The sequence below is a fragment of the Ruoffia tabacinasalis genome, assembly GCF_005864045.1.
In the GTDB taxonomy this organism is placed as follows: domain Bacteria; phylum Bacillota; class Bacilli; order Lactobacillales; family Aerococcaceae; genus Ruoffia; species Ruoffia tabacinasalis.
Genome location: NZ_VBSP01000018.1, coordinates 17,224 through 37,465 on the forward strand (window position 1 = coordinate 17,224; position 20,242 = coordinate 37,465).

19 protein-coding genes and 1 tRNA gene are annotated in these 20,242 nt (G+C 37.8%); 3 read left to right on the forward strand and 17 right to left on the reverse strand.

All coding sequences use genetic code 11. The features are described from left to right. Positions 1-259: 259 nt before the first annotated feature. The 3 genes from FEZ33_RS06315 to FEZ33_RS12865 all read right to left on the reverse strand — a co-directional run bounded on the left by FEZ33_RS06315 (position 260) and on the right by FEZ33_RS12865 (position 1,790). Entirely contained in the window at positions 260-1,021 is a 762-nt protein-coding gene (locus tag FEZ33_RS06315; RefSeq protein ID WP_138404559.1) for a LysM peptidoglycan-binding domain-containing protein, read from the reverse strand. Between the two features lie 167 nt (positions 1,022-1,188). After that, positions 1,189-1,374 (reverse strand): glycoside hydrolase family 2 TIM barrel-domain containing protein, encoded by a 186-nt coding sequence (locus FEZ33_RS12860; RefSeq protein ID WP_138404560.1) that lies wholly within the window; start codon positions 1,372-1,374, stop codon positions 1,189-1,191. Positions 1,375-1,376: 2 nt separating this feature from the next. Next, positions 1,377-1,790 (reverse strand): glycoside hydrolase family 2 TIM barrel-domain containing protein, encoded by a 414-nt coding sequence (locus FEZ33_RS12865; protein ID WP_138404561.1) that lies wholly within the window; start codon positions 1,788-1,790, stop codon positions 1,377-1,379. A gap of 277 nt (positions 1,791-2,067) precedes the next feature. On the opposite strand from FEZ33_RS12865, the gene FEZ33_RS06330 reads away from it, so the two are divergent. Then, positions 2,068-2,150 (forward strand) — tRNA-Leu (locus FEZ33_RS06330). Between the two features lie 64 nt (positions 2,151-2,214). Here the strand turns inward: FEZ33_RS06330 and FEZ33_RS06335 are convergent. Together FEZ33_RS06335 and FEZ33_RS06340 are read right to left on the reverse strand one after the other, a co-directional pair. Beyond that, positions 2,215-4,395 (reverse strand): Tex family protein, encoded by a 2,181-nt coding sequence (locus tag FEZ33_RS06335; protein ID WP_138404562.1) that lies wholly within the window; start codon positions 4,393-4,395, stop codon positions 2,215-2,217. 10 nt (positions 4,396-4,405) lie between these two features. Further along, positions 4,406-5,110: a metallophosphoesterase family protein gene (locus FEZ33_RS06340; protein WP_138404563.1), complete on the reverse strand. Its 705-nt coding sequence runs from the start codon at positions 5,108-5,110 to the stop codon at positions 4,406-4,408. 218 nt (positions 5,111-5,328) lie between these two features. Between FEZ33_RS06340 and FEZ33_RS06345 the strand changes: the two genes are divergently transcribed. Beyond that, a complete protein-coding gene (locus tag FEZ33_RS06345; protein WP_138404564.1) occupies positions 5,329-6,792 on the forward strand; it encodes an NCS2 family permease in 1,464 nt (487 codons plus the stop codon). A 142-nt stretch (positions 6,793-6,934) separates the two neighbouring features. On the opposite strand, the gene FEZ33_RS12425 is transcribed toward FEZ33_RS06345, so the two are convergent. Then, a complete protein-coding gene (locus tag FEZ33_RS12425) occupies positions 6,935-7,075 on the reverse strand; it encodes a hypothetical protein (RefSeq protein WP_171031308.1) in 141 nt (46 codons plus the stop codon). Positions 7,076-7,221: 146 nt separating this feature from the next. After that, positions 7,222-7,422, reverse strand: a complete 201-nt coding sequence (locus FEZ33_RS06350; RefSeq protein WP_138404565.1) for a hypothetical protein — start codon at positions 7,420-7,422, stop codon at positions 7,222-7,224. A 300-nt stretch (positions 7,423-7,722) separates the two neighbouring features. Between FEZ33_RS06350 and FEZ33_RS06355 the strand changes: the two genes are divergently transcribed. Then, on the forward strand, positions 7,723-7,953 hold the full coding sequence (locus tag FEZ33_RS06355; RefSeq protein WP_138404566.1) for a hypothetical protein: 231 nt from the start codon (positions 7,723-7,725) through the stop codon (positions 7,951-7,953). Between the two features lie 111 nt (positions 7,954-8,064). On the opposite strand, the gene FEZ33_RS06360 is transcribed toward FEZ33_RS06355, so the two are convergent. The 10 genes from FEZ33_RS06360 to FEZ33_RS06405 all read right to left on the reverse strand — a co-directional run bounded on the left by FEZ33_RS06360 (position 8,065) and on the right by FEZ33_RS06405 (position 20,206). Beyond that, positions 8,065-9,345: an ABC transporter substrate-binding protein gene (locus FEZ33_RS06360; RefSeq protein WP_138404567.1), complete on the reverse strand. Its 1,281-nt coding sequence runs from the start codon at positions 9,343-9,345 to the stop codon at positions 8,065-8,067. A gap of 29 nt (positions 9,346-9,374) precedes the next feature. Then, complete coding sequence (locus FEZ33_RS06365) at positions 9,375-10,196, reverse strand: carbohydrate ABC transporter permease (protein WP_138404568.1); 822 nt, start codon at positions 10,194-10,196, stop codon at positions 9,375-9,377. Further along, complete coding sequence (locus tag FEZ33_RS06370) at positions 10,193-11,095, reverse strand: carbohydrate ABC transporter permease (RefSeq protein ID WP_138404569.1); 903 nt, start codon at positions 11,093-11,095, stop codon at positions 10,193-10,195. Before FEZ33_RS06370 ends, FEZ33_RS06365 begins: the two co-directional genes overlap by 4 nt. Continuing rightward, a complete protein-coding gene (locus FEZ33_RS06375; RefSeq protein WP_138404570.1) occupies positions 11,088-12,128 on the reverse strand; it encodes an ABC transporter ATP-binding protein in 1,041 nt (346 codons plus the stop codon). The genes FEZ33_RS06370 and FEZ33_RS06375 overlap by 8 nt, the downstream gene beginning before the upstream one ends. A 94-nt stretch (positions 12,129-12,222) precedes the next feature. Continuing rightward, on the reverse strand, positions 12,223-13,812 hold the full coding sequence (locus FEZ33_RS06380; RefSeq protein WP_138404571.1) for a bifunctional metallophosphatase/5'-nucleotidase: 1,590 nt from the start codon (positions 13,810-13,812) through the stop codon (positions 12,223-12,225). 12 nt (positions 13,813-13,824) lie between these two features. Further along, the gene (locus tag FEZ33_RS06385) at positions 13,825-15,165 is read right to left on the reverse strand and encodes an MBL fold metallo-hydrolase (protein ID WP_138404572.1); all 1,341 of its coding nucleotides are present in this window, start codon (positions 15,163-15,165) and stop codon (positions 13,825-13,827) included. Positions 15,166-15,360: 195 nt separating this feature from the next. After that, complete coding sequence (locus FEZ33_RS06390; protein WP_138404573.1) at positions 15,361-16,539, reverse strand: LysM peptidoglycan-binding domain-containing protein; 1,179 nt, start codon at positions 16,537-16,539, stop codon at positions 15,361-15,363. A gap of 160 nt (positions 16,540-16,699) precedes the next feature. Then, positions 16,700-18,508, reverse strand: coding sequence for an oligoendopeptidase F (gene pepF / locus FEZ33_RS06395; RefSeq protein WP_138404574.1), 1,809 nt, complete (start codon positions 18,506-18,508; stop codon positions 16,700-16,702). A 19-nt stretch (positions 18,509-18,527) separates the two neighbouring features. Beyond that, positions 18,528-19,721, reverse strand: coding sequence for a pyridoxal phosphate-dependent aminotransferase (locus FEZ33_RS06400; RefSeq protein WP_138404575.1), 1,194 nt, complete (start codon positions 19,719-19,721; stop codon positions 18,528-18,530). Then, the gene (locus tag FEZ33_RS06405; protein WP_235888784.1) at positions 19,718-20,206 is read right to left on the reverse strand and encodes an Lrp/AsnC family transcriptional regulator; all 489 of its coding nucleotides are present in this window, start codon (positions 20,204-20,206) and stop codon (positions 19,718-19,720) included. The genes FEZ33_RS06400 and FEZ33_RS06405 overlap by 4 nt, the downstream gene beginning before the upstream one ends. Positions 20,207-20,242 lie beyond the last annotated feature (36 nt).

Below are 20,242 nucleotides of genomic sequence, written 5' to 3' on the forward strand. Positions count from 1 at the left end.
GGTCACACAATGACAAGGGAAATTGGACAGCTAACTGGACACGTCATCACATGACAGGGGGAATTGAACGGCTAACAGGACACGTCATCACATGACAGGGGATATTAAACGCCTAACAGGACGGGTCACCGAATGACATGGGAAATTAAACACTTAACGGGACTTGTCACCGAATGACAGGGGAAATTAAATCCTGCACCCCGCTCCCAACACAAAAACAGCGCCAATCACCGAAGTGGTTGGCGCTGTTCAATCTATATTATGGTTGTGACACTCTTAAGTAAGTGCCGATATAGATTAAGTCTGATGTTAAGTTGTTCCATGCTTTTAATTGATTGACTGAAGTTCCGTAGCGGTAAGCTAAGTTAAATAATGTGTCGCCGGGCTGTACTCGGTGAACGGTTTCTTGTGATGGCGGTTGATTGTCGCCACCTCTAATATTTAAGCGCATGCCGATGGCTAAGAAATCAGATGACAAATTGTTCCATGACTTCAATTGGTTAACCGTTACGCCGTAACGATTCGCAATGCTCCATAATGTATCCCCTGATCTGACTGTATAAGTTAATCCTTCAGATGGAGGTGGTGTTGTACCTTGATCAGATACAACAAGTCGCATGCCAATGTATAAGAAATCAGATGATAGATTGTTCCATGATTTAATCTGATTCACTGTTACACCATAAGTGTTAGCGATACGCCATAAAGTATCTCCAGCTCTTACTGTATATACTGAGCCTGTTGGCGGTGGTGTTTCAGCGTCTGTGACGATTTTTAATTGTTGCCCAATTTGTAATAAATCAGTTGTTAAATGGTTCCATAATCTTAATTCGTTAGCTGTTACGCCGTAGTCGTTTGCGATTTTGTTGAGGTATTCGCCTGGTCTAACCGTATGAGTAATCACTGTGCCTGTACTGTAGTCTGCGTCTGCTTGGGCCATGACGGTTCCAACGCTCGTGTTCATTGCGCCAGCAAGTGTCAATATTGCTAAAGGAACCATTAATAATTTTACTTTTCTCATCGTTCCCACCTCTTTCAATTTCAAACTTAAGTGCTCTCTTCTATACTTATACTTTACCACTAAAGCGCTTACATAGCAATCTCATAGCCTTTTTTACACAGTTTTATAACACAAAATTCACACATTAGAAAAAGCACCCTAAACTAATAGGATGCTTCGTTTAAAATTCATTTAATATTTTCCCAGCGTTCTTTTAATTTATAAGCGACGCGTTTTGGTTGGCGTTGACGTGTGAATACACCTTTTCTATTTCCGTTCACTCGCATCAGACCTTCAACAGTTTGGAAATCAGCAAAGTTCCAAATTTGCTCACTTTGAACCATGTCATAATCAGCAAACACGCGGTGATACATATCTAAGTACCCATCCCTGTATTGCTCTGTCCCATCACAGATGGTAGTTTTGATTCACCGATGTAATTATCTGTACCATATTCAGTAAAAATCATTGGTTTATTTAAATCGAGTTCTACCCAAGCGTCCATCTCATCACGGAATAGTCGTTCAGCACCTTCAAAGTCTGATTCACCTTTAACATACCAACCGTAATAACGGTTCATACATAGGGAATCAGCATGGTGATAACTTTTACAAGCATCTGGAGTTGAATACATAATTAAGGCAAATATACGTGGACGTTGTTGCGGACCATATTTGTGAGCTGCTTCAAATAATGGTCCGAAATATTCATTCGCTGCTTCTGTTGTTGTGCTTGGCTCATTCAGTAAGCTCCATGCAAAGACACTTTGGTGATTTTTATCACGTAAAATCTAGTCATGAATATCTTCAATATGGTTCTTTTGCAATTCATCTAGATTTGGATGAGCTTCAAAGAAGTCAATATCTGTACCTTGAGAAGCTGCTAAGAAGTTTACGATACTTTCTAAATTTAATAACTTACACTATGATTATATCAAAACCATGACTTTACTCAGTTATAAAAACTCTTTAACAGATTTATATACTCTATTCTCTTCACTATGAAACATTGATTCCAAACTTCGTTTGTGCTATTATAAATCTTGTCCTTTAATTTAAGTAAAACACGCGATCGTGGCGGAATGGCAGACGCGCTAGCTTGAGGGGCTAGTGTCCTTAAGGATGTGTGGGTTCAAATCCCATCGATCGCATCATAAACTCAGTATATAAAAGAAACACGGTGACTTCGTTAGAAGCAACCGTGTTTTTTTGTCTTTACTCTTTATTAAAAATTCTCTTTAACCCAATGCGGCTTTTTTGACGATCTAAAGAAATGACTTCGACTTCAATAATATCTCCAACAGAAACGGCATCAGAGGGATGTTTGATGAATTTTTTAGAGAGTTTTGAGATATGTACTAAACCATCTTGTTTCACTCCAATATCAACAAAGGCTCCAAAGTCGACCACGTTGCGCACGACTCCTTGCAGTTGCATCCCCTCATCCAAATCTTCCATTGATAAGACGTCCGCACGAAGTACTGGCGCATCTTGCCCGTCACGTACATCTGCCGTAGGATGCATTAACCCATCTAGAATATCTGAGATAGATTCTTCACCTAAGTCGTATTGGGTTGCTAAGTCACTGGCTTTGAGTGATTTTAGTGTTTCAATCGCCTCTTCAGAACCAATATCATTTACGTTAACATTTGCCTGATTTAAAATATCTAAAGCCACTTTATAACTTTCCGGGTGAATACTCGTTTGGTCTAATGGATTTTCCCCGCCTAAGATACGCATGAAACCTACCGCTTGTTCATAAGTTTTAGGACCTAAACGTTTGACATCTTTAATTTGTTCACGACTTGAGAAGTGACCTATTTCGTCACGAAGTGCAATCACATTCTTAGCTGTGGCTGCAGTCAAGCCTGAAACGTGCTCCAATAATTGGATACTAGCAGTATTCAAATCGACTCCAACCTGGTTAACGGTAATGTTGACCACAAAGTCTAATTGTTGCGTTAAATCTTTTTGACTCACATCATGTTGGTATTGACCTACCCCCATAGATTTCGGATCAATCTTAATTAATTCAGCAATCGGATCTTGTAAACGACGAGCAATTGATACCGCACTACGTTCTTCAACTTGGAAGTCTGGGAACTCTTTACGGGCAATGGCACTCGCACTGTATACCGAAGCACCCGCTTCATTAATCACGATAAATTGTGTGTCCAAGTTATGTTCTTTAATTAGATTTGAAACAAATTGTTCAGACTCACGACTAGCTGTCCCATTACCGATCGCAATGATATCCACATCGTGTTTACGGATAAATTCTAATAACTCGCCTTTAGCTGCTTGACGTTTAGGGCCTGCTGCAGGTTTATGTGGATAAATAACACCTTTATCCAATACTCGACCTGTTTCATTGATGATAGCTAATTTACACCCCGTACGGTATGCGGGGTCAAAGCCCATGACAACACGTCCTTTTAAAGGTGGTTGTAGTAAGAGGTTACGTAAGTTCTCACCGAAGACTTTAATCGCTTGTTGACTGGCCTCTTCCGTTGCTTCACTCCGCATCTCACGTTCAATGGCTGGTCCAATGAAGCGTTTATAAGCGTCTTCAACAGCCAATTGAACTAACTCTTTCTTGTCTTCATTTAACTCTTTAGGAATGAAACGATTCGACATATATTTAATAACTGGATCAGCGTCAACTTGAATTTTCACTGTGATGACGCCTTCTTTTTCTGCACGATTAATTGCAAGCGTTCGGTGAGACATCAATGTCGTTAACGATTCGCTAAATTCATAATATTGTTGATACACTTTATTCTCATCTTTGTCTTCATCTTTAAGTGTAGTTGCGATTTTAGCATTATAGCGCGTGTATTTACGAATAAATTCACGGAACTGTGCGTTATCAGACACTTCTTGAGCTAAGATTTCATGTGCACCTGCTAATGCATCTTGTGCGGTTGGCACTTCATCGTTGATATATTTTTCTGCTTCTGCTTCTGGAGTTGCATCCGTTGCTTCAACTGATAATAACCACTCGGCTAATGGTTCTAGGCCATTTTCCTTCGCTGTCATCGCTTTTGTACGGCGACTTTGTTTGAACGGACGGTAAATATCTTCGACTTGTTGTAAGGTTGAAGATTTCATAACATTTCGTTCAATCTCATCGGTTAATTTTTCTTGTTCAGCAATTAAGCGAACGACTTCTTCTTTTCGCTCGCCCAATTGTTTCGCATAGGTATATTTTTGTTCGATATCGTGAATTTGAACTTCATCCAGTGATCCAGTTACTTCTTTACGGTAACGGGCGATAAATGGAATCGTATTCCCTTCACTTAATAAATTCAGTACCGCTTGGATTTGCTTGGAACTAATTTTTGTTTCTTGATTAATTTGTTTAATTAAATCTGCTGTATCAATAACTGTTGCCATTAAAAATCTCCTATCTTAATACTACGACATCCTTCACTTCTTCTCGATCAATGCGTAAAGCAATTAGGCTTCCGCCATAAACATTCCCACCATCGATACCCCATTTGCCATCACGTTGCCAAGGTTCGACGGATTCATGCAATGTTTGAACAGGTGTATGGCCGAAGATGATGTTGCGACCGGTCGTATTTTTTTCATAATGAAACCCTTCTCGAATCCATAAAAAATCATGCAAAGAAGTGTAACGCCAATCTGATTTAGTAAAGTCTACTCCTGCATGGACAATAATATGATTACCAAAAGTTGTGTAATAAACTAAACTTTCCAGCCATTCTATCAGCCACGGTTCTTTCTCAAGGAGTTTCTCCACTACTTCCTCCGGTGCTTGTGCTTCAACGTCTTCGATTTGGATTTGTAGTAATTGGGAAATTGTTGTTGCACCACCATTTTTCTTATAAAGTTTCCATTCTTTTCGTGGTTCAAGTAAGTAATTTAAGAAAAGTTGTTCATGATTGCCTCGTAAAAGGATCGCATTATGCTCTTTTTGTAAAGTTCTTACGGTCTTTAACACAGAGTCCGAATTGGGTCCGCGATCAATATAATCTCCGACTAATATTAGTTGCTCTTCATCCCGGCGCCAATGAGATAACATGACCTCTAACGAATGATACATGCCATGGATATCGCCGATTACAAAAGCTTTTTCTTTTGTCATACTAAGTCACCTTCTTCCTACATATAATAGATTATATCATAATTGCCAACGAGTATATAATGAGCTACATATGTTGTGAATATTATTTTAGATGGGTTTTTATCAAAAACACGAACGTTCATCTCTGAATATATACGAATCGTTTGTTTCGGTCTAGGCATTTCAGAAGTCCGTTGTTATACTTACTAGCGTAATAAACATCTTTTAGGAGGAAGAAAATGAACGCTTTAAATCGTTTTTTTAAGTTGGAAGAACACAACACAACCGTTTCTACAGAAATTGTTGCGGGAATTACAACTTTCTTAGCAATGTCTTACATTATATTTGTAAACCCTAGTATCTTAGCATTATCTGGCATGCCTTCTCAGGCAGTGTTTCTAGCGACATTATTTGCATCAGCTATCTCGACATTATTTATTGGATTATTTGCAAATGTCCCTTATGCACTTGCACCGGGTATGGGTCTGAATGCATTCTTTACATATACAGTTGTCTTTGCTTTAGGCTTTACTTGGCAAGAAGCTTTATCCATGGTATTCATCTGTGGGATAATTAACGTATTAATCACAGTAACTAAAGTTCGTAAGATGTTAATCCTTGCGATCCCAGAATTTTTACAACATGCAATCTCAGCCGGTATCGGAGTATTTATTGGTTACCTTGGTATTAAAAATGCTGGTTTGTTACAGTTCACTTCAGATGCATCAAATATCGTCTCTGTGAATGGTCAAGCGGGCGGGACTGAAATTAACGGTGTCGTTGAATCAGTTGTCACAAGTGGTGGAATTTTACCTGAGTTAGTTGACTTAACTCAACCAACGGTTCTTGTTGTTATTATTGGATTATTCATTACAATTGCTTTAATGATTTTAAATGTTCAAGGTGCAATTTTAATTGGTATTATTGCGACAACTTTATTAGCGATGGTATTTGGCTTAGTTGATCTATCAACGATTGATTTCTCTGAAAATACTTTAGCGGATGCTTTTGTTGAATTGAAAGATACTTTCTTAGTCATCTTTTCATCAGCCGGCTTACCTTCCCTATTCTCTGATCTGTCAAAACTACCAGTCGTTATTATGACAATCTTTGCATTCAGTTTGGCGGATGTCTTCGATACAATTGGTACATTCATTGGAACAGGTCGTCGTACAGGAATCTTTACAGATAAAGATATTCAAGAATTAGAAGATTCAACAGGAATTACTTCAAAAATGGACCGCGCATTATTCGCCGATTCAATTGGTACTGTCTTTGGTGCGATGTTTGGTACTTCTAATACAACGACTTTCGTTGAGTCAGCTGCAGGTATCGGAGCTGGAGGTCGTACAGGATTAACTTCAGTTTCAACCGCTATATGCTTTATCTTAGCAGCATTTTTAGCACCAGTTATAAGTATTGTTCCGACAGCAGCAACGGCACCAGCTTTAATTATTGTTGGTATCTTAATGGTTTCAAGTTTTGCTGATATTGAATGGTCTGATTTCTCAGTCGCTGTTCCAGCCTTCTTCACTTCTGTCTTCATGGGACTGGCATATTCAATTTCTAATGGGATTGCAGCAGGTTTCATTACATATGGACTTGTAAAGATTGTTAAAGGCGAAGCGAAAGAGGTTCACCCTATCTTATGGATTTCAATGGGTCTATTCATCCTAAACTTTATCGTTATGGCGTCATTCTAATTGAATTACCCTTCTATATACTTTACCTCTGTAGAGCATTTAACCGTGCTTTACAGGGGTATTTTAGTTTTAAAAAATAATCTTGACACACAAAAAACTCCGGACACAGACTTTCTCTGTTCCGGAGTTTAATATTATTACTTTACGTAGTTTTAGAGTTTGTAATTGCGACTAACCATGACGCACCGCCAACAACTCCTAAGATTGTCATTACGATCCTAGCCGTATTGCAACCACCACTTACATCCACAATCCCTGCAACCGCTAATGAACCAATCGCCATGCCTAATTGTTGAGCTGATTGACCATAACCATTGGCATTAGAATACTCTTTAGCCGGGAAGATTGAATTTGAGAAATACTGTAACTTACAAGTCCGATAATAGACGATATAATACCCATTAAATAAGTCTTATTAAAATGTGGACCTTATAAATTTTTTGAAACGATCGTTAAAACAAAAATCCCAATTCCTAGAACAATCACATTATTAATTGCTAAGGCACTGTTATTGATTGCCAATTCTATTGCAACCGATGTTTGGAATATATTGGCTAGAGCGACTGCAGCTGGACCTAGTAACGAAATATTGATTAGAATCGCAATGACGATCCACCAACCGTAGATCATTTTCTCCTTTTTTAATTCATCATACGAGTTTTCATACAATCATAACAGAAAGTCCCTAATTCAGAACACTTTTTTCACATTTTTTATAAAAAAGCCATCATTATGGCTTTTATGTAATTTATTTGCTATCAAGTTACATCAGTGTTTATTTATAAATTGGTGATATAGGTCTGATATCTATCGGCGCATGATAGATAAAGGTAGCTGTCTGGGACACCTATAATATGCTTAATTTGAAGAATACCGTTAATTTAAATTAGCTGTAACTAATAAGGATTCCTTTTGTAACTTAAGACAAATGTGAGTGCCGTTTGGCTTGAGCTAGGTCAACTAAAGACAAATGGCGTTACTGTTTGGCTTGAGTTAGGTCAACTAAAGACAAATGGACTTGCCGTTTGGCTTGAGCTAGGTCAACTAAAGACAAATGGCGTTACCGTTTGGCTTGAGTTACCTCAACTAAAGACGAATGGACTTATCGTTTGGCTTGAGTTAGCCCATCTAAAGACGAATGGAGTTATCATTTGTCGCTAGTTTAATCTGAATCGCACAAATATTTAAGATTCACAATCCTAAAAGCAAAAAACACCCACTAAAATTTCAGTGAGTGTATTTGTTATCTATTCTATTGTTGCGGATAGTAGATTACTCTACTCCAAGATGTCCTTTAACTAAGTCTTCGATTCCTTGCATTTCAGCTTGAACGTCAGCGTCGTTAATCATAATATTTTCTAAAGCTAATTCGATTTCACTGAATACTTCTGAAGATCCTACATAAGGAACTTGTGATTGACCGTAGTCTAACTCTGCTGATGCTGCTTCTACAAGTGGGTTTTCAGCTAAGTAGTCTTGCCATAAGTCAGAATCTAATCCTGCTTGAGTGATTGGTAAGTAACCAGTTCCAATTGCCCATTTAGCTGTATTTTCACCTTCTAATAAGTAAGCTAAGAATGCAGCTGCACCAGCGCGTTCTTCTTCTGAAGCTGATTCAAATAAGCCTAAATCATTACCAGCGAATAAAGTTAAGTTTTCACCATCGTTGAATACTGGAATTTCAGCTGTAGTCATGTTAATTCCATTTTCTTCAATTCCTGGTAATACGTGTGCTAAACCAGCTGAAGATCCGATGTATAATGCACTTGCACCTTGTGAGAATGGACCTGACATGAATCCGTCTTCTCCAGCTTGACGTGCATGTCCATTAGTAATTAAATCTTTAATGAATTGTACAGGTTCAGTGGCAGTTTCTGAAGCAATTTCAACTTCTGTTAAATCATCAGAAATCCAAGTTGCACCATTTTGACGAGCCATTGTTTCAACTTCCATTGAGATAGAGTTTTCTAATCCCATTGCTTCTTCTTCTAAACCAGCTTCGTCAAGAGCTTCACCTAAAGCTTGAACTTCAGCCCAAGTTGTTGGAATTTCAGCTTCAACTTCGTCTAATAAATCTTGGTTAACAAACATTAAACGAACTGATTTTGAGAATGGCATTGCATAGATTCCATCATCATAAGTAACACCAGTCATGAACCCTTCAAAGATTCCGTCTTTTAACTCGTCCGTCCAACCATTTTCTTCTGTTAAGTAAGCGTCTAATGGCGTTAATAAACCTTGATCACGGTAATCAGGTGTATTTGAGTTTGTTAATTGAGACATTGTTGGTAAGTCACCAGACACACCAGATGCCATAATACTTTGTTGTAAAGTACTGTAGTCACCTTGGTTTTGTTCAACAACAACATATTGGTCTTGTGAACCGTTGAATCCTTCAACTAATTCAGTGATCATGTCTTGGTGAGGACCGTTCATTGCGTGCCAGAAAGTAATTTCTACTGGCTCTTCTTGTGCTTGGGCAGTGAATGGTGCAAATGCACTTACTGATACTGATGCCGCTAAAGCAGCAACTGATAATTTAAATTTCTTCATTAAATAATTCCCTCCTGAGGATATATTGACTAACCTTTTAGTCCAGAGTTTGAGATACCTTGAATAATGTAACGTTGCAACAATAGATAGATGATAACCATAGGAACAATAACAATCGTTGAGGCAGCCATTAATAACTCAAATTTCGTACCCGCTTCTGTTGTAAATGCTTGAAGTCCGACAGGTAATGTACGTAGACTAGTATCATTTGTAACAATCAGTGGCCACATGAATGAGTTCCAGCTTCCGATAACCTTCAATATCATCACCGCGACAATCGATGATTGAGATAGTGGTACCATCATTTCCCAAAGGAAACGCCAGTCACTACTTCCATCCACTTTCGCAGAATAATATAAAGCATCTGGGATCGATTCAAACGACTGCTTTAGAGTAAAGATCGAGAATACACTCGCTAACCATGGAATGATTAATGCCCAATAAGTATTAATTAAATCCCAATTTGCTAAAGTAACAAAGTTCGGGATGGTCATCAATTCACCTGGGACCATCATCGTAGCTAACAATATTATAAATATTAAATCTTTACCCCAAAATTTAAGTTTAGCAAAGGCAAAAGCTGCCAATATGCTAGTAAATAATTCACCCGCAGTGGAAGCCACCGTGACAATCACACTGTTTACGAAATAACGAGCGAACGGCGCTGCTTCGAGCGCTTCTTCATAGTTTGAAAACAACCAATTGCTTGGTAAAAGAGTCGGTGGAATCGCAATCGCTTCTCCAGCTGACTTCAAACTGGTTGACACCATCCAGAAGAATGGTAACACCATCAAGATACCACCTAGAAAAAGTACTAAATAAATTGAAAATAATTGTAAGAATTTTTTCATGCTTGCCCACCTCGCTTCTCAAAATACCGATTACCAAGGTATTGAATGATTGTTATCACAAGTACAATTAAGAATAAGACAATTCCAGATGCCGCAGCGACACCATAGTCGAATTGTTCGTAGAATTTTCTAAATAGATAGTAAACAACGGTCGTTGCTGAGCCTGCCGGTCCAGGTCGTCCATTGAATAAAGCAAAGACTTCATCAAACACTTTAAATGAATTAATCGTTCCAACGACTGACAATAAGAACAATGTCGGTCTTAAGAGTGGAATAGTAATGTTTGTAAATCTTGCCCAAACTCCTGCCCCATCAACTTTAGCGGCGCGATAATAATTATCACTAATATTATTTAATCCAACTAATAGAAGCAGGATGTTAAAACCTAACCCCTTCCAAATCGCCATGATAATGACGGCTATCATCGCGTTATCAGGATCTCCTAGCCAGTTGATGGCATCAACACCAAAGAGTCCTAAGATATAGTTAATTAAGCCATATCTAGAGTGGTAAAGCCAACTCCAAACTACTGAAATCGCAACCGTACTCGTTACAAAAGGTAAGAAGTAAACAGAACGGAAGAAGCCTTGGAATTTAGGAATTGAATTCAGTAATACAGCTACAAACAAAGATATAGTAATCGATGCAGGTACTACACCAATAACATAAATTGCTGTGTTCTTTAAAGCTTTGAAGAACTCAGGGTCAGTGAGTAACTCTTGATAATTATCCATCCCACGAGCATTAATCTCACCCGAAAAGATATTAAAGTCTGTATAAAAACTCATATCAATCGATTTAAAGATTGGATAAATCGTAAAAATACCAATAAAAATAATGGCTGGTGCTAAATAAAGTAAAGAGACTAAAGTACTTTTTACTGTTGCCTTCTTATTCATCTTTATCCCTGCTTTCCAGGCGATTCCCTTCTATGTCGAAGTATAAAGTGTTTGCTTCATCGGCATTAAAGTAAATTGTATCGCCAACATTTAAGCCTTCAGTATCGACATCAGAAACAATGAATTTCTCACTGTCATTATTTAAATGAACTGTGATGTCTTTACCTACACGTTCGATACGTTCAACTGTTGCACTTAATAAGTGTGATTCCTCATTAGCTACAACTAGATGTTCTGGACGAACTCCAAAGTGGAACCAGTCTTTATTATAGAATGAGTGTTTTTTATTGATAGAACGCGATTCTTTTGTAAAAATATTAATAATTGGCGACCCAATAAATTTCGCAATAAATAAGTTTTTAGGGTCTTCATATAAAGTAACAGGATCTGTCATTTGTTGAATTTCCCCATCGTCTAGGACCATAACGTGGTCTGCGATACTTAAAGCTTCTTCTTGGTCATGGGTTACAAACACGGTTGTAACACCCGTTTCTTTTTGAATACGTCGAATTTCTTCACGCATTTCAATACGCAAACGCGCATCCAAGTTACTTAATGGCTCATCCATTAATAGAATTGACGGTGATTTCGCTAAGGCACGACTAATCGCTACCCTTTGTTGTTGACCACCGGATAATTGACGTGGGTATTTATCTAGTTGATCGCCGATCTTAGTTAACTCCGCCATTTCAGTGGCGATGCGACGGCGTTCCTTTTTACTCACTTTAGCCATTTTTAAAGGGAACATAATATTCTCTAAGACGGTTAAATGTGGATAAAGCGCATAGTTTTGGAATACTAAACCAACACCCCGTTTAACTGGGTCTAAATTCGTGACCTCTTTATCGTCAAAGTAGATTTTTCCTTCTGTTGCATCTAACAAACCTGATATGAGATACAATGTGGTTGATTTCCCACTACCACTTGGGCCTAAAAATGAAATTAATTCGCTACTAGGCAGGGTGAAATTAATACGGTCTAAAACCGTTCTATCCCCAAATTTCAGCGTTACGTCTTCAAATCTTACTTGCATACTGACACCTCATCCTTCTCAAGTTATTTTAGTATATCAAGTTACTGTAAATTTTGTGTAAATTTTATGTAAAATAATCTTATCTTAATTATTCTCATAAATTATTCATATCAGCGATATCTAATTTAGGATCCCATTTGAGATGCTGATAATTTGAATTAATATAGTCCCATTTTTCTTGAGTATAATTGCCTAAAGCATCTTTCATTAAAGTCGCGATATCAATATTTGAGATTGATTCAATTTTTTCTTTACCGTACCACTTAAAGTCTCCCCCACCGACTGCTCGGTATTGAGATAAGGCCACACTGTAAGTAGCATTTTTATCCAGCTTTTTTCCAGTTCGATCATCGACAATACTAGTCACACGGTGCCCAACAGGTTGTGTCATATCAACGGTTGTAGTCATTCCACTATAGACGTCAAAGTTATAATGTCTTGGTTTAGGTTCAACATATTCTGGATTCACCTGGATATTACCTTGAGCGTTTACTTCTAGGTATTGTAAGTTGAATTCCATGACTTCATATAGGTCATTACCCGTGACATTCACTTTAGCGATTAGATTATAGAAAGGATAGCTCTTTAATAAAATTTCATTCGTAATTTCACCGTGGAAATTTACAAAAGCGTCATTAACTAAAGCCACAGAACTAAAATCAGCCCCTGTTTCATCGAATTGAATTTGATTTAATAATTCAATAAATGGATGGCCATTCAGACGCGCATCAATCGGACTTGTAGTCACTTGTTCTAAAGGTGCGACACCCAATACGGTATTCAACCAATTATTTCCATCAGTAATTTCAGGTTCCATGACAGCTTTAACTGCTTGGTTAACCTCACATTGAGACGTATTATGAAGTGTACCGTTTATTCCTGAAACCTCTTGATTATCCGTTAATTCAATTTCGACTTCGGCTACAATTTCACCGGCATAGCCAGGTTGAATGACGTAAGTTTGGCCCACTTGTTGATTCAACTCGCGGTGTTGATGACCTGTTAATAAGACGTCAACCCCTTCAATACCCGCCAACATTTCAGACCCTTGGTTTTCTTTCGTTAATTCTTCTAAAGGTTCCTTAGTGACTAAATCTCGTTCGAAACCACCATGATACGCTAATATGACAACATCCACTTGGTCACGCACTATTTCAACGTAATACTTAGCGGATTCAAAGGCATCCTCAAATCGTAACCCCTCATAATGGGCGGGCAATTCCCAGTTTGGAATATAAGAAGTTGTTACTCCTACAATACCAATCTTAATGCCTTCTCGCTCAATGATATCGTAGGGTTTACCTAAAAATGGTTTTCCCGTCGCATCATCAATAATATTGCTGACAAGTAAATCCGCATTCAAATCTTCAATTATCTGGTCGCGGTAATCTTGCCCAAAGTTAAATTCATGATTCCCAATCAATTGATAGTCATAACCAATCACATTCATTGCTCGAGCAATAACTCTTCCGTCTTGACGTTCTTGACTCAAGTAGGTTGCAAAAGATGACCCTTGGATAAAATCACCTAGGTCTATCGTTAAAGTCACAGCAGCATCTTTGGCTTTTAAATTTTCAATACAAGTTGCGGTATTGAATAAAGATGCCTTAGGATTATCTGGTTGATTTAACCAATGTCCATGGGTATCGCTTGTTACAATTAATCTAATAACTTGTTGACTCACTTTATCTCTCCTCTACTTACTCAGTTCCTTCATTGAATCGATAGAATATTGCTTGTTATATTCAGGTAACCAAGTTGTAACTCCATACGTTTCAAGGGCTTCACTGTATAGTTCTGGCAATTTTGTGTGCCAAGGAACGGTGACTTTTGCGTTAATTGTGTAGGCAACCGCTAATAAATCTTCTTTAGAAGCATGTCCTGACACACCCGCATCAACCACTCGCCAACCGTTATCGTGTAAGCCACGAATATAAGTTTCATAACCTTCCATGAATGATCCTAAAGGAACACCATTTGAATGAAGTAAGATTCCTTTTGGTAAATCATATAGCTGCTCGTAAGTAAATTCATCCACTTGAAGTGCAAATTGTTCAGGGTTTTCCTGAATTTGTTGAATACTCACACCAAAGCTCGCATCTTCCGTTGCTAAAGGAGCGACATAATCTAAGTCTTTGACATATTCGAATGCTAGATTATATAGACTCGCTTGCAGTACAAATGTGCGTTTATACTCATTGAATAAATGCGCTAATTCAACCACGCGATCCACATTTTGTGGATAACCATTAAATGCTACTAATTTATCTGAGTCTTTAATTAAAGCACGTACGTCTCGCATTAAGCCAAATTCTGTGTGACTGCCTAAGCGTTCAATCAGTGGTTCTAATGCCTTATCAAGTGCAGATGGTTCAATCGTTTCGCTGAAACTATAACTTGTTCCCTCAAGTAATAAGATATCTGGTTGGAAAGCTTTTGCTTTAATCGTTGTCTCCATCACTCTTTCCGGATGGAAACCACTTAATCTCAAGTCTCCTGAGTAAATCACTTTAACATCAGGAGCTTTAATAAAGATACTTGCCGCCCCTTCCGTATCATGATCACTTAGATGAAAAGTAATTGAAAACTCACCATGTTCAATCGTCTCACCGGGTTTTACTGGTGTCCAATTTACTGGATAGTCCGGTAGAAATTCGTGCTTGTTCAACGAATGATATAAAGCAACCGCTGTCTCGGTTGCATAGACAGGAATTTCCGGATGTAAATGAGCCAAGCTCCCCACATGGTCCAAATGTAGATGTGAAATTAATACAATCGTTTTTAAGTCTGAAGCTTCATAACTTAATGTTGAATTACCTTCTAAAGCTTCTTGTCTAAATAGACCATCAATTTTAGGCAATTTGTTGTCATCATATAATGCTTGCGTATTTCTCTGATATGCTAATTCATTAATATCAACACCTACAACTGCCCCAAAATCTGTAATAATACGATAGCCATTGTACACTAGCGAGATTATATTACCGCCGATCGTATCTAAGCCCCCATGAAACTCCATAATTGTTTTGTGATTCATTCAAAATAACTCCTTTGTCTTAGCTCTAAAAATATTCTAACACTATCTCAAGTGAAAAGACAAATATAAATTTTATATATGAGAAGACGATAATTTAATGCCTATTAGTATTAATCAAGCCAACAAAAGTCTAAGAAAAAAAGCCGAAGCAACTATTTTTAGTTGTTTCGACTTTTTTTAAAATATAGTTAAATTTTAATACCAGTTGTTTGCGTTGTGGTGAGCTAAAGCCGCTTGCCAGCTTCCGTAACGTGATGCAACATATCCGTTAGCTGCTGCTTCTTGACTGGCTGGTGATCTATCACCATATCCATATGTCGTGAAGTATGAATCTAACATTTGGTAAGCTCCGTAGTGGTTTCCAGATACACTATAAATATCATAGTTATGTGTACTTTCACGACGGCGGATTTCTAATTTAGCTGCTAATTCAGATTCTGATAGACCAGCATTTTCTGGCATTGAACCTAGACTTGCTGAGTAGTAGTCAATTGAACCAGAAGCTGGCTCTTCGACAACAGGTTCTTCAACAACCGGTTCTTCGACCTCAGGTTCCACATAAACAGGTTCCTCTACCACTGGCTCTTCTTCTTCGACTACTTCCCATGGTTGAGTTTCTTCAGGAACAGTTAAATCAGTTTCGTAAGTTGGTTCTTCCACTTCTTCTACGATTTCTTCTTCAACGATTTCTTCAACGACAGGAGTTTCTTCCACAACTTCAGTGGTTTCTTCTTCGACTACAGGTGTTTCTTCAGCAACAACTTCTTCTGTTACTTCTTCTTCCCAAGTGACTAAGTTTTCTGGGTAAGTAACTTCTGCTGTTTCATAAGTAAATTCTGATACTTCTTCAGCTGCTTCAACTTCTTGTGTTTCAGGCGCAATCCATTCTTCAACTGTGTTTAATACTAAACCATCTTCAGTCATTGGTTCAGTTACTTCTGGTTCTACGACTTCTTCGATAACCTCTTCTGTTTCAACTGGTTCTACTTCTTCACCAGTTTCAGTTGAGTAAGTCACTTCTTCACCTAAATCTTCATTAGCGAAAGTCACTTGATGGTGCTCTTCGTTAAAAGCTAATGTTGAACCTGCAATAATTAAGTCAGGATTTTCAAGTTGGTTTAATACTGTTACTTCTTCAACAGATAGCCCTAACGCTTCTGCGATAACTGATAAAGTATCTCCCCATTGAATTGTATATTTGCCTGTTTCAGCAATTTCTTTATTTATTGAATCGGCAACATCTACGATTGAACGCTCGGTCCAAGTCCCTGATGCTTCGTTATCACCGATGACTTGTGCTTCAGCACTATTGATCGCCATTGATGAAGCAGAAACTGCAATTGTAGCTGCCACAAGTTTTAGTGATTTTCTCATTTATGTAATACCCCTTTATATTTAAAATAATTAAATATCATATTTGATGACTTATGATATATTAACTCAAGTTCAAATATAAAGAAAGAGCTAAGGGCCATCTGTTAATGACCCTTAACTCTTTTGTTGCATAACTCCGTTTTTGTAACACAACTGTAACTTAAGCAAGCTCTTCGATTTGATCGATTAAACCGTCAACGAATTGAATTGCTTGGCGAATCGCGTCCGCATTGGTCATATCTACATCCACATGGGCTGCTAATTCAAGTGCATCTTTCGTTCCGCCAGCTGCTAAATTGTCTAACCAAGCCGACACAGCTTCTTGATCATTATCAGCAATCATCTGACCCACTTGAGTTCCAATCGTTAAACCAGCAGAATAAGTATATGAGTATAAGCCCATATAGTAATGTGGTTGGCGCATCCAAGTTAATTCAGCACCATCATTGATTTCTACAGCATCTGCCCAAAAGTTTTCTAACGTTTCTTTAAAGAACCCATTTAGACGATTAGCATTTAATACTTCATCATTATCTACTGCTTCGTAAACTTTGCGTTGGAAATCCGCTTCTAATAAATGTGTCACCATATTATGAAAGTAAGTTCTTGTAATAAATTCCGCAATTAATGAACGTTTCGCATCATTTTCAATCGGTTGATTTAATAAATATTGGCACATAATAACTTCGTTTGCTGTTGAAGGTGCTTCAATAAAATACAAGCTTGCTTCCGGTGTAATACTTAATTGGTTTTGATAAGTTAATTGGAAATGCCCTGCATGGCCTAACTCATGGGCTAGCACAAGCACTTCACTTAATAAACCAGTCCAGTTAAGCAGAATATAAGACGGTCCATCAGCAATCGTTGAACAGAAACCACCTGTTGATTTTGATTGGTTCATCGGGTAATCAATCCAGCGTTCATCAAAGGCTTGTTTCACATAACCTAAATACTCATCCCCAAAGACAGATAAAGCTGACTCAATCATCTCACGACTCTCATCAATACTAATCGACATCGGTTCATCTTTAGAGAATGGCATCTTAATGTCAGCTAAAGTAACTTTATCCAGCTCTTGTTCTTCTTTTAATAACTTCGCGTAACGTCTAAATACTGGCGCTAACTCCGTAGTTAAGGTATCGATAATTAAATTATAACTATCACGAGAAATTTGTTGATCGTGTAGTAAATAATCAAACACAGAATCAAAGCCACGTAAAGTTGCCATTTTCTTCTCAGTTTGAACATGGTTAATATAATTGGCAGCAACCGTATGTTGATGGTTACTTAGGCCTTGGTGGAATGATTTCCAAGCAGCATGGCGAATTTCTTTATTCATATGCCCTTCAAAATCTTGCTCAAAACCAGCAAAGGAATTGCTGTAAGTTTCAGAACCCACTACAAAGTCTGGAAAGATCATGTCTTGGAATTTAACTGTATTATACATATCACTATGGTTCGTTAGTGATCCCGATAAGCTACTTAGGGTTTCCTCAATCATAGGATCTAGCATCATTGGTTTATTATATTTGATTCGATCGATAAAAGCTTTAAACTTTTGCCCTTCCTCAGTCGCTGTTAATTCATTTAACATCTCTTCAGATAAGTTCGCTAATTCCGATTCAAAAAATGATAAACGAACGCCAAGCCACTCACTTAATTGACCTAATTTTAACGCATTTGCTTCATTCGTATCATCTAATTTATCTACTTCATAGGCTAAAGAACCGTATTGAAATACTTTCCCCATCCTAACATTGATATCATCAAAATCATTTAAAGCACTTAAAATCGTTCCAACATTTGTTAAGTTCCCTTTATAATCTGTATTAAAAGTTGCTACTTTTTCTTTTAAGGCTTCTATTGCTTTTTCGTACTCTGCTTGGGTTACAAATAGTAATGATAAGTCCCAAGTCTCTTCTTTATTTAATAAATCACGTGTTGGTAGTGGTCCATTTTGTTTAGTCATAATATCCTCCATCATGTTATTAATGTGCTACTTCGCCGTACAATGCTTTCTCTCTTAATCTGTGAACGAATTGCTCTAAGCGATTAATTGCGACTTTCAGTTCTTTAATCGAATATGCATAGGAGATTCGGATGTACCCTTCGCCACTGTCCCCAAAGGCAGACCCTGGAATGACAGCCAAATGCTCTTCTAACAGTAATTGGGTCGCAAAATCTTCTGAAGACATCTGAAATTCTTGAATATTAGGGAAGATGTAAAACGCCCCTAAAGGTTCAAAGCAAGTTAAGCCAATTCGATCTAACTCTTTTAAAAGATAGCGTCGACGTTGATTGTAACTTTGGCGCATCTCTTCAACAGATGCATCCCCATTTTTCAAAGCTTCTATACCAGCGTATTGACTCAGTGTCGGTGCAGCCATAATTGTAAACTGATGAATCTTAATCATCTGTTCCATAATCGCTTTTGGCCCGCAACAATAACCTAAACGCCAACCAGTCATCGCATAGGTTTTAGAAAAACCATTAATATAGACTGTACGCTCTTTCATGCCTAGTACTGAAGCTAATGTTACATGCGCACTTTCAGTATAGGTCAAATCATCATAAATTTCATCCGTCACTAAAAGCAAGTCATGCTTCATAATCACACGAGCTAACGCATCGATATCACTTTGCTCTAATATCGCACCCGTTGGATTGTTTGGAAAATTCATAATAACTATCTTAGTCTTCGGTGTAATCGCTGCTTCTAGTTCTTCCGCCGTTAAACGGAATTGATTTGCTTCTTTTAAAGCAATCGGAACTGGAACCCCGCCAGACAACTCAATACAAGGTAAGTAAGAAACATACCCTGGTTCTAAATAAATAACCTCGTCCCCGGGACAAACAGTTGCCCGTAAAGCAATATCAATCGCTTCACTCCCACCAATCGTCACTAAAATCTCTTCTTTAGGATTATAATCTAATTGATACTTGCGATTTAGACGCCCAGCTATTTCTTCTCGTAACTCCATCAAACCGGCATTCGCTGTATAGAATGTACGTCCTCGACTCAATGCGTCGCGCGCTTCATCACGAATATGCCACGGTGTATCGAAATCAGGTTCCCCCACTCCTAATGAAATAACATTATCCATCTCATTAGCAATATCAAAAAAGCGGCGAATTCCTGAAGGTTTTATTTTTTTGACGTGTTCATTCACGAAATCTCTCATAAAGAAACCGCCATCCTACGATCTTCATCATCATTATCAAATAATGTTCCATGATCTTTATATTTTTTTAAAATAACGTGCGTTGCTGTCGATTGAACTTCGTCAATCACAGATAATTTACTTGTCACAAAACGGGCAATTTCTCGCATGGGTGCTTTCTTCAATTCAATTGAAAAATCATACCCACCTGACATTAAATACATTGCTTCAACTTCTGGAAAATTGTAAATCAAACTCGCAATCCGATCAAAGCCTTGACCGCGTTGTGGATTCACTTTCACTTCAATCATCGCTGAAACATATTCATCTTCAGTCTTATCCCAATTAATCAAAGTGTGGTAGCCGATAATGACTTTCTCTTCTTCTAACTCAATAATAATTTGTTCAACAACACTCTCTTCTATATCAAGCATTGTCGCGATTTCACTCGTTTTTAAGCGGCTATTTTGTTCGATAAGTTTTAAAATATTCTCACGTTGATTCACAATATCACTCCCTTATTTTAGATGACATCTATTATA

Coding starts and splice junctions, on each gene's coding strand:
- FEZ33_RS12860 (WP_138404560.1), bottom strand. CDS start 1,374: ATGTATCACCGCGTGTTTGCTGATTATGACATGGTTCAAAGTGAGCAA.
- FEZ33_RS06345 (WP_138404564.1), top strand. CDS start 5,329: ATGAACGCTTTAAATCGTTTTTTTAAGTTGGAAGAACACAACACAACC.
- FEZ33_RS06340 (WP_138404563.1), bottom strand. CDS start 5,110: ATGACAAAAGAAAAAGCTTTTGTAATCGGCGATATCCATGGCATGTAT.
- FEZ33_RS12425 (WP_171031308.1), bottom strand. CDS start 7,075: ATGGCGATTGGTTCATTAGCGGTTGCAGGGATTGTGGATGTAAGTGGT.
- FEZ33_RS06370 (WP_138404569.1), bottom strand. CDS start 11,095: ATGAATAAGAAGGCAACAGTAAAAAGTACTTTAGTCTCTTTACTTTAT.
- FEZ33_RS06350 (WP_138404565.1), bottom strand. CDS start 7,422: ATGATCTACGGTTGGTGGATCGTCATTGCGATTCTAATCAATATTTCG.
- FEZ33_RS06385 (WP_138404572.1), bottom strand. CDS start 15,165: ATGAATCACAAAACAATTATGGAGTTTCATGGGGGCTTAGATACGATC.
- FEZ33_RS06400 (WP_138404575.1), bottom strand. CDS start 19,721: ATGAGAGATTTCGTGAATGAACACGTCAAAAAAATAAAACCTTCAGGA.
- FEZ33_RS06365 (WP_138404568.1), bottom strand. CDS start 10,196: ATGAAAAAATTCTTACAATTATTTTCAATTTATTTAGTACTTTTTCTA.
- FEZ33_RS06390 (WP_138404573.1), bottom strand. CDS start 16,539: ATGAGAAAATCACTAAAACTTGTGGCAGCTACAATTGCAGTTTCTGCT.
- FEZ33_RS06375 (WP_138404570.1), bottom strand. CDS start 12,128: ATGCAAGTAAGATTTGAAGACGTAACGCTGAAATTTGGGGATAGAACG.
- FEZ33_RS06315 (WP_138404559.1), bottom strand. CDS start 1,021: ATGAGAAAAGTAAAATTATTAATGGTTCCTTTAGCAATATTGACACTT.
- FEZ33_RS06335 (WP_138404562.1), bottom strand. CDS start 4,395: ATGGCAACAGTTATTGATACAGCAGATTTAATTAAACAAATTAATCAA.
- pepF (WP_138404574.1), bottom strand. CDS start 18,508: ATGACTAAACAAAATGGACCACTACCAACACGTGATTTATTAAATAAA.
- FEZ33_RS06360 (WP_138404567.1), bottom strand. CDS start 9,345: ATGAAGAAATTTAAATTATCAGTTGCTGCTTTAGCGGCATCAGTATCA.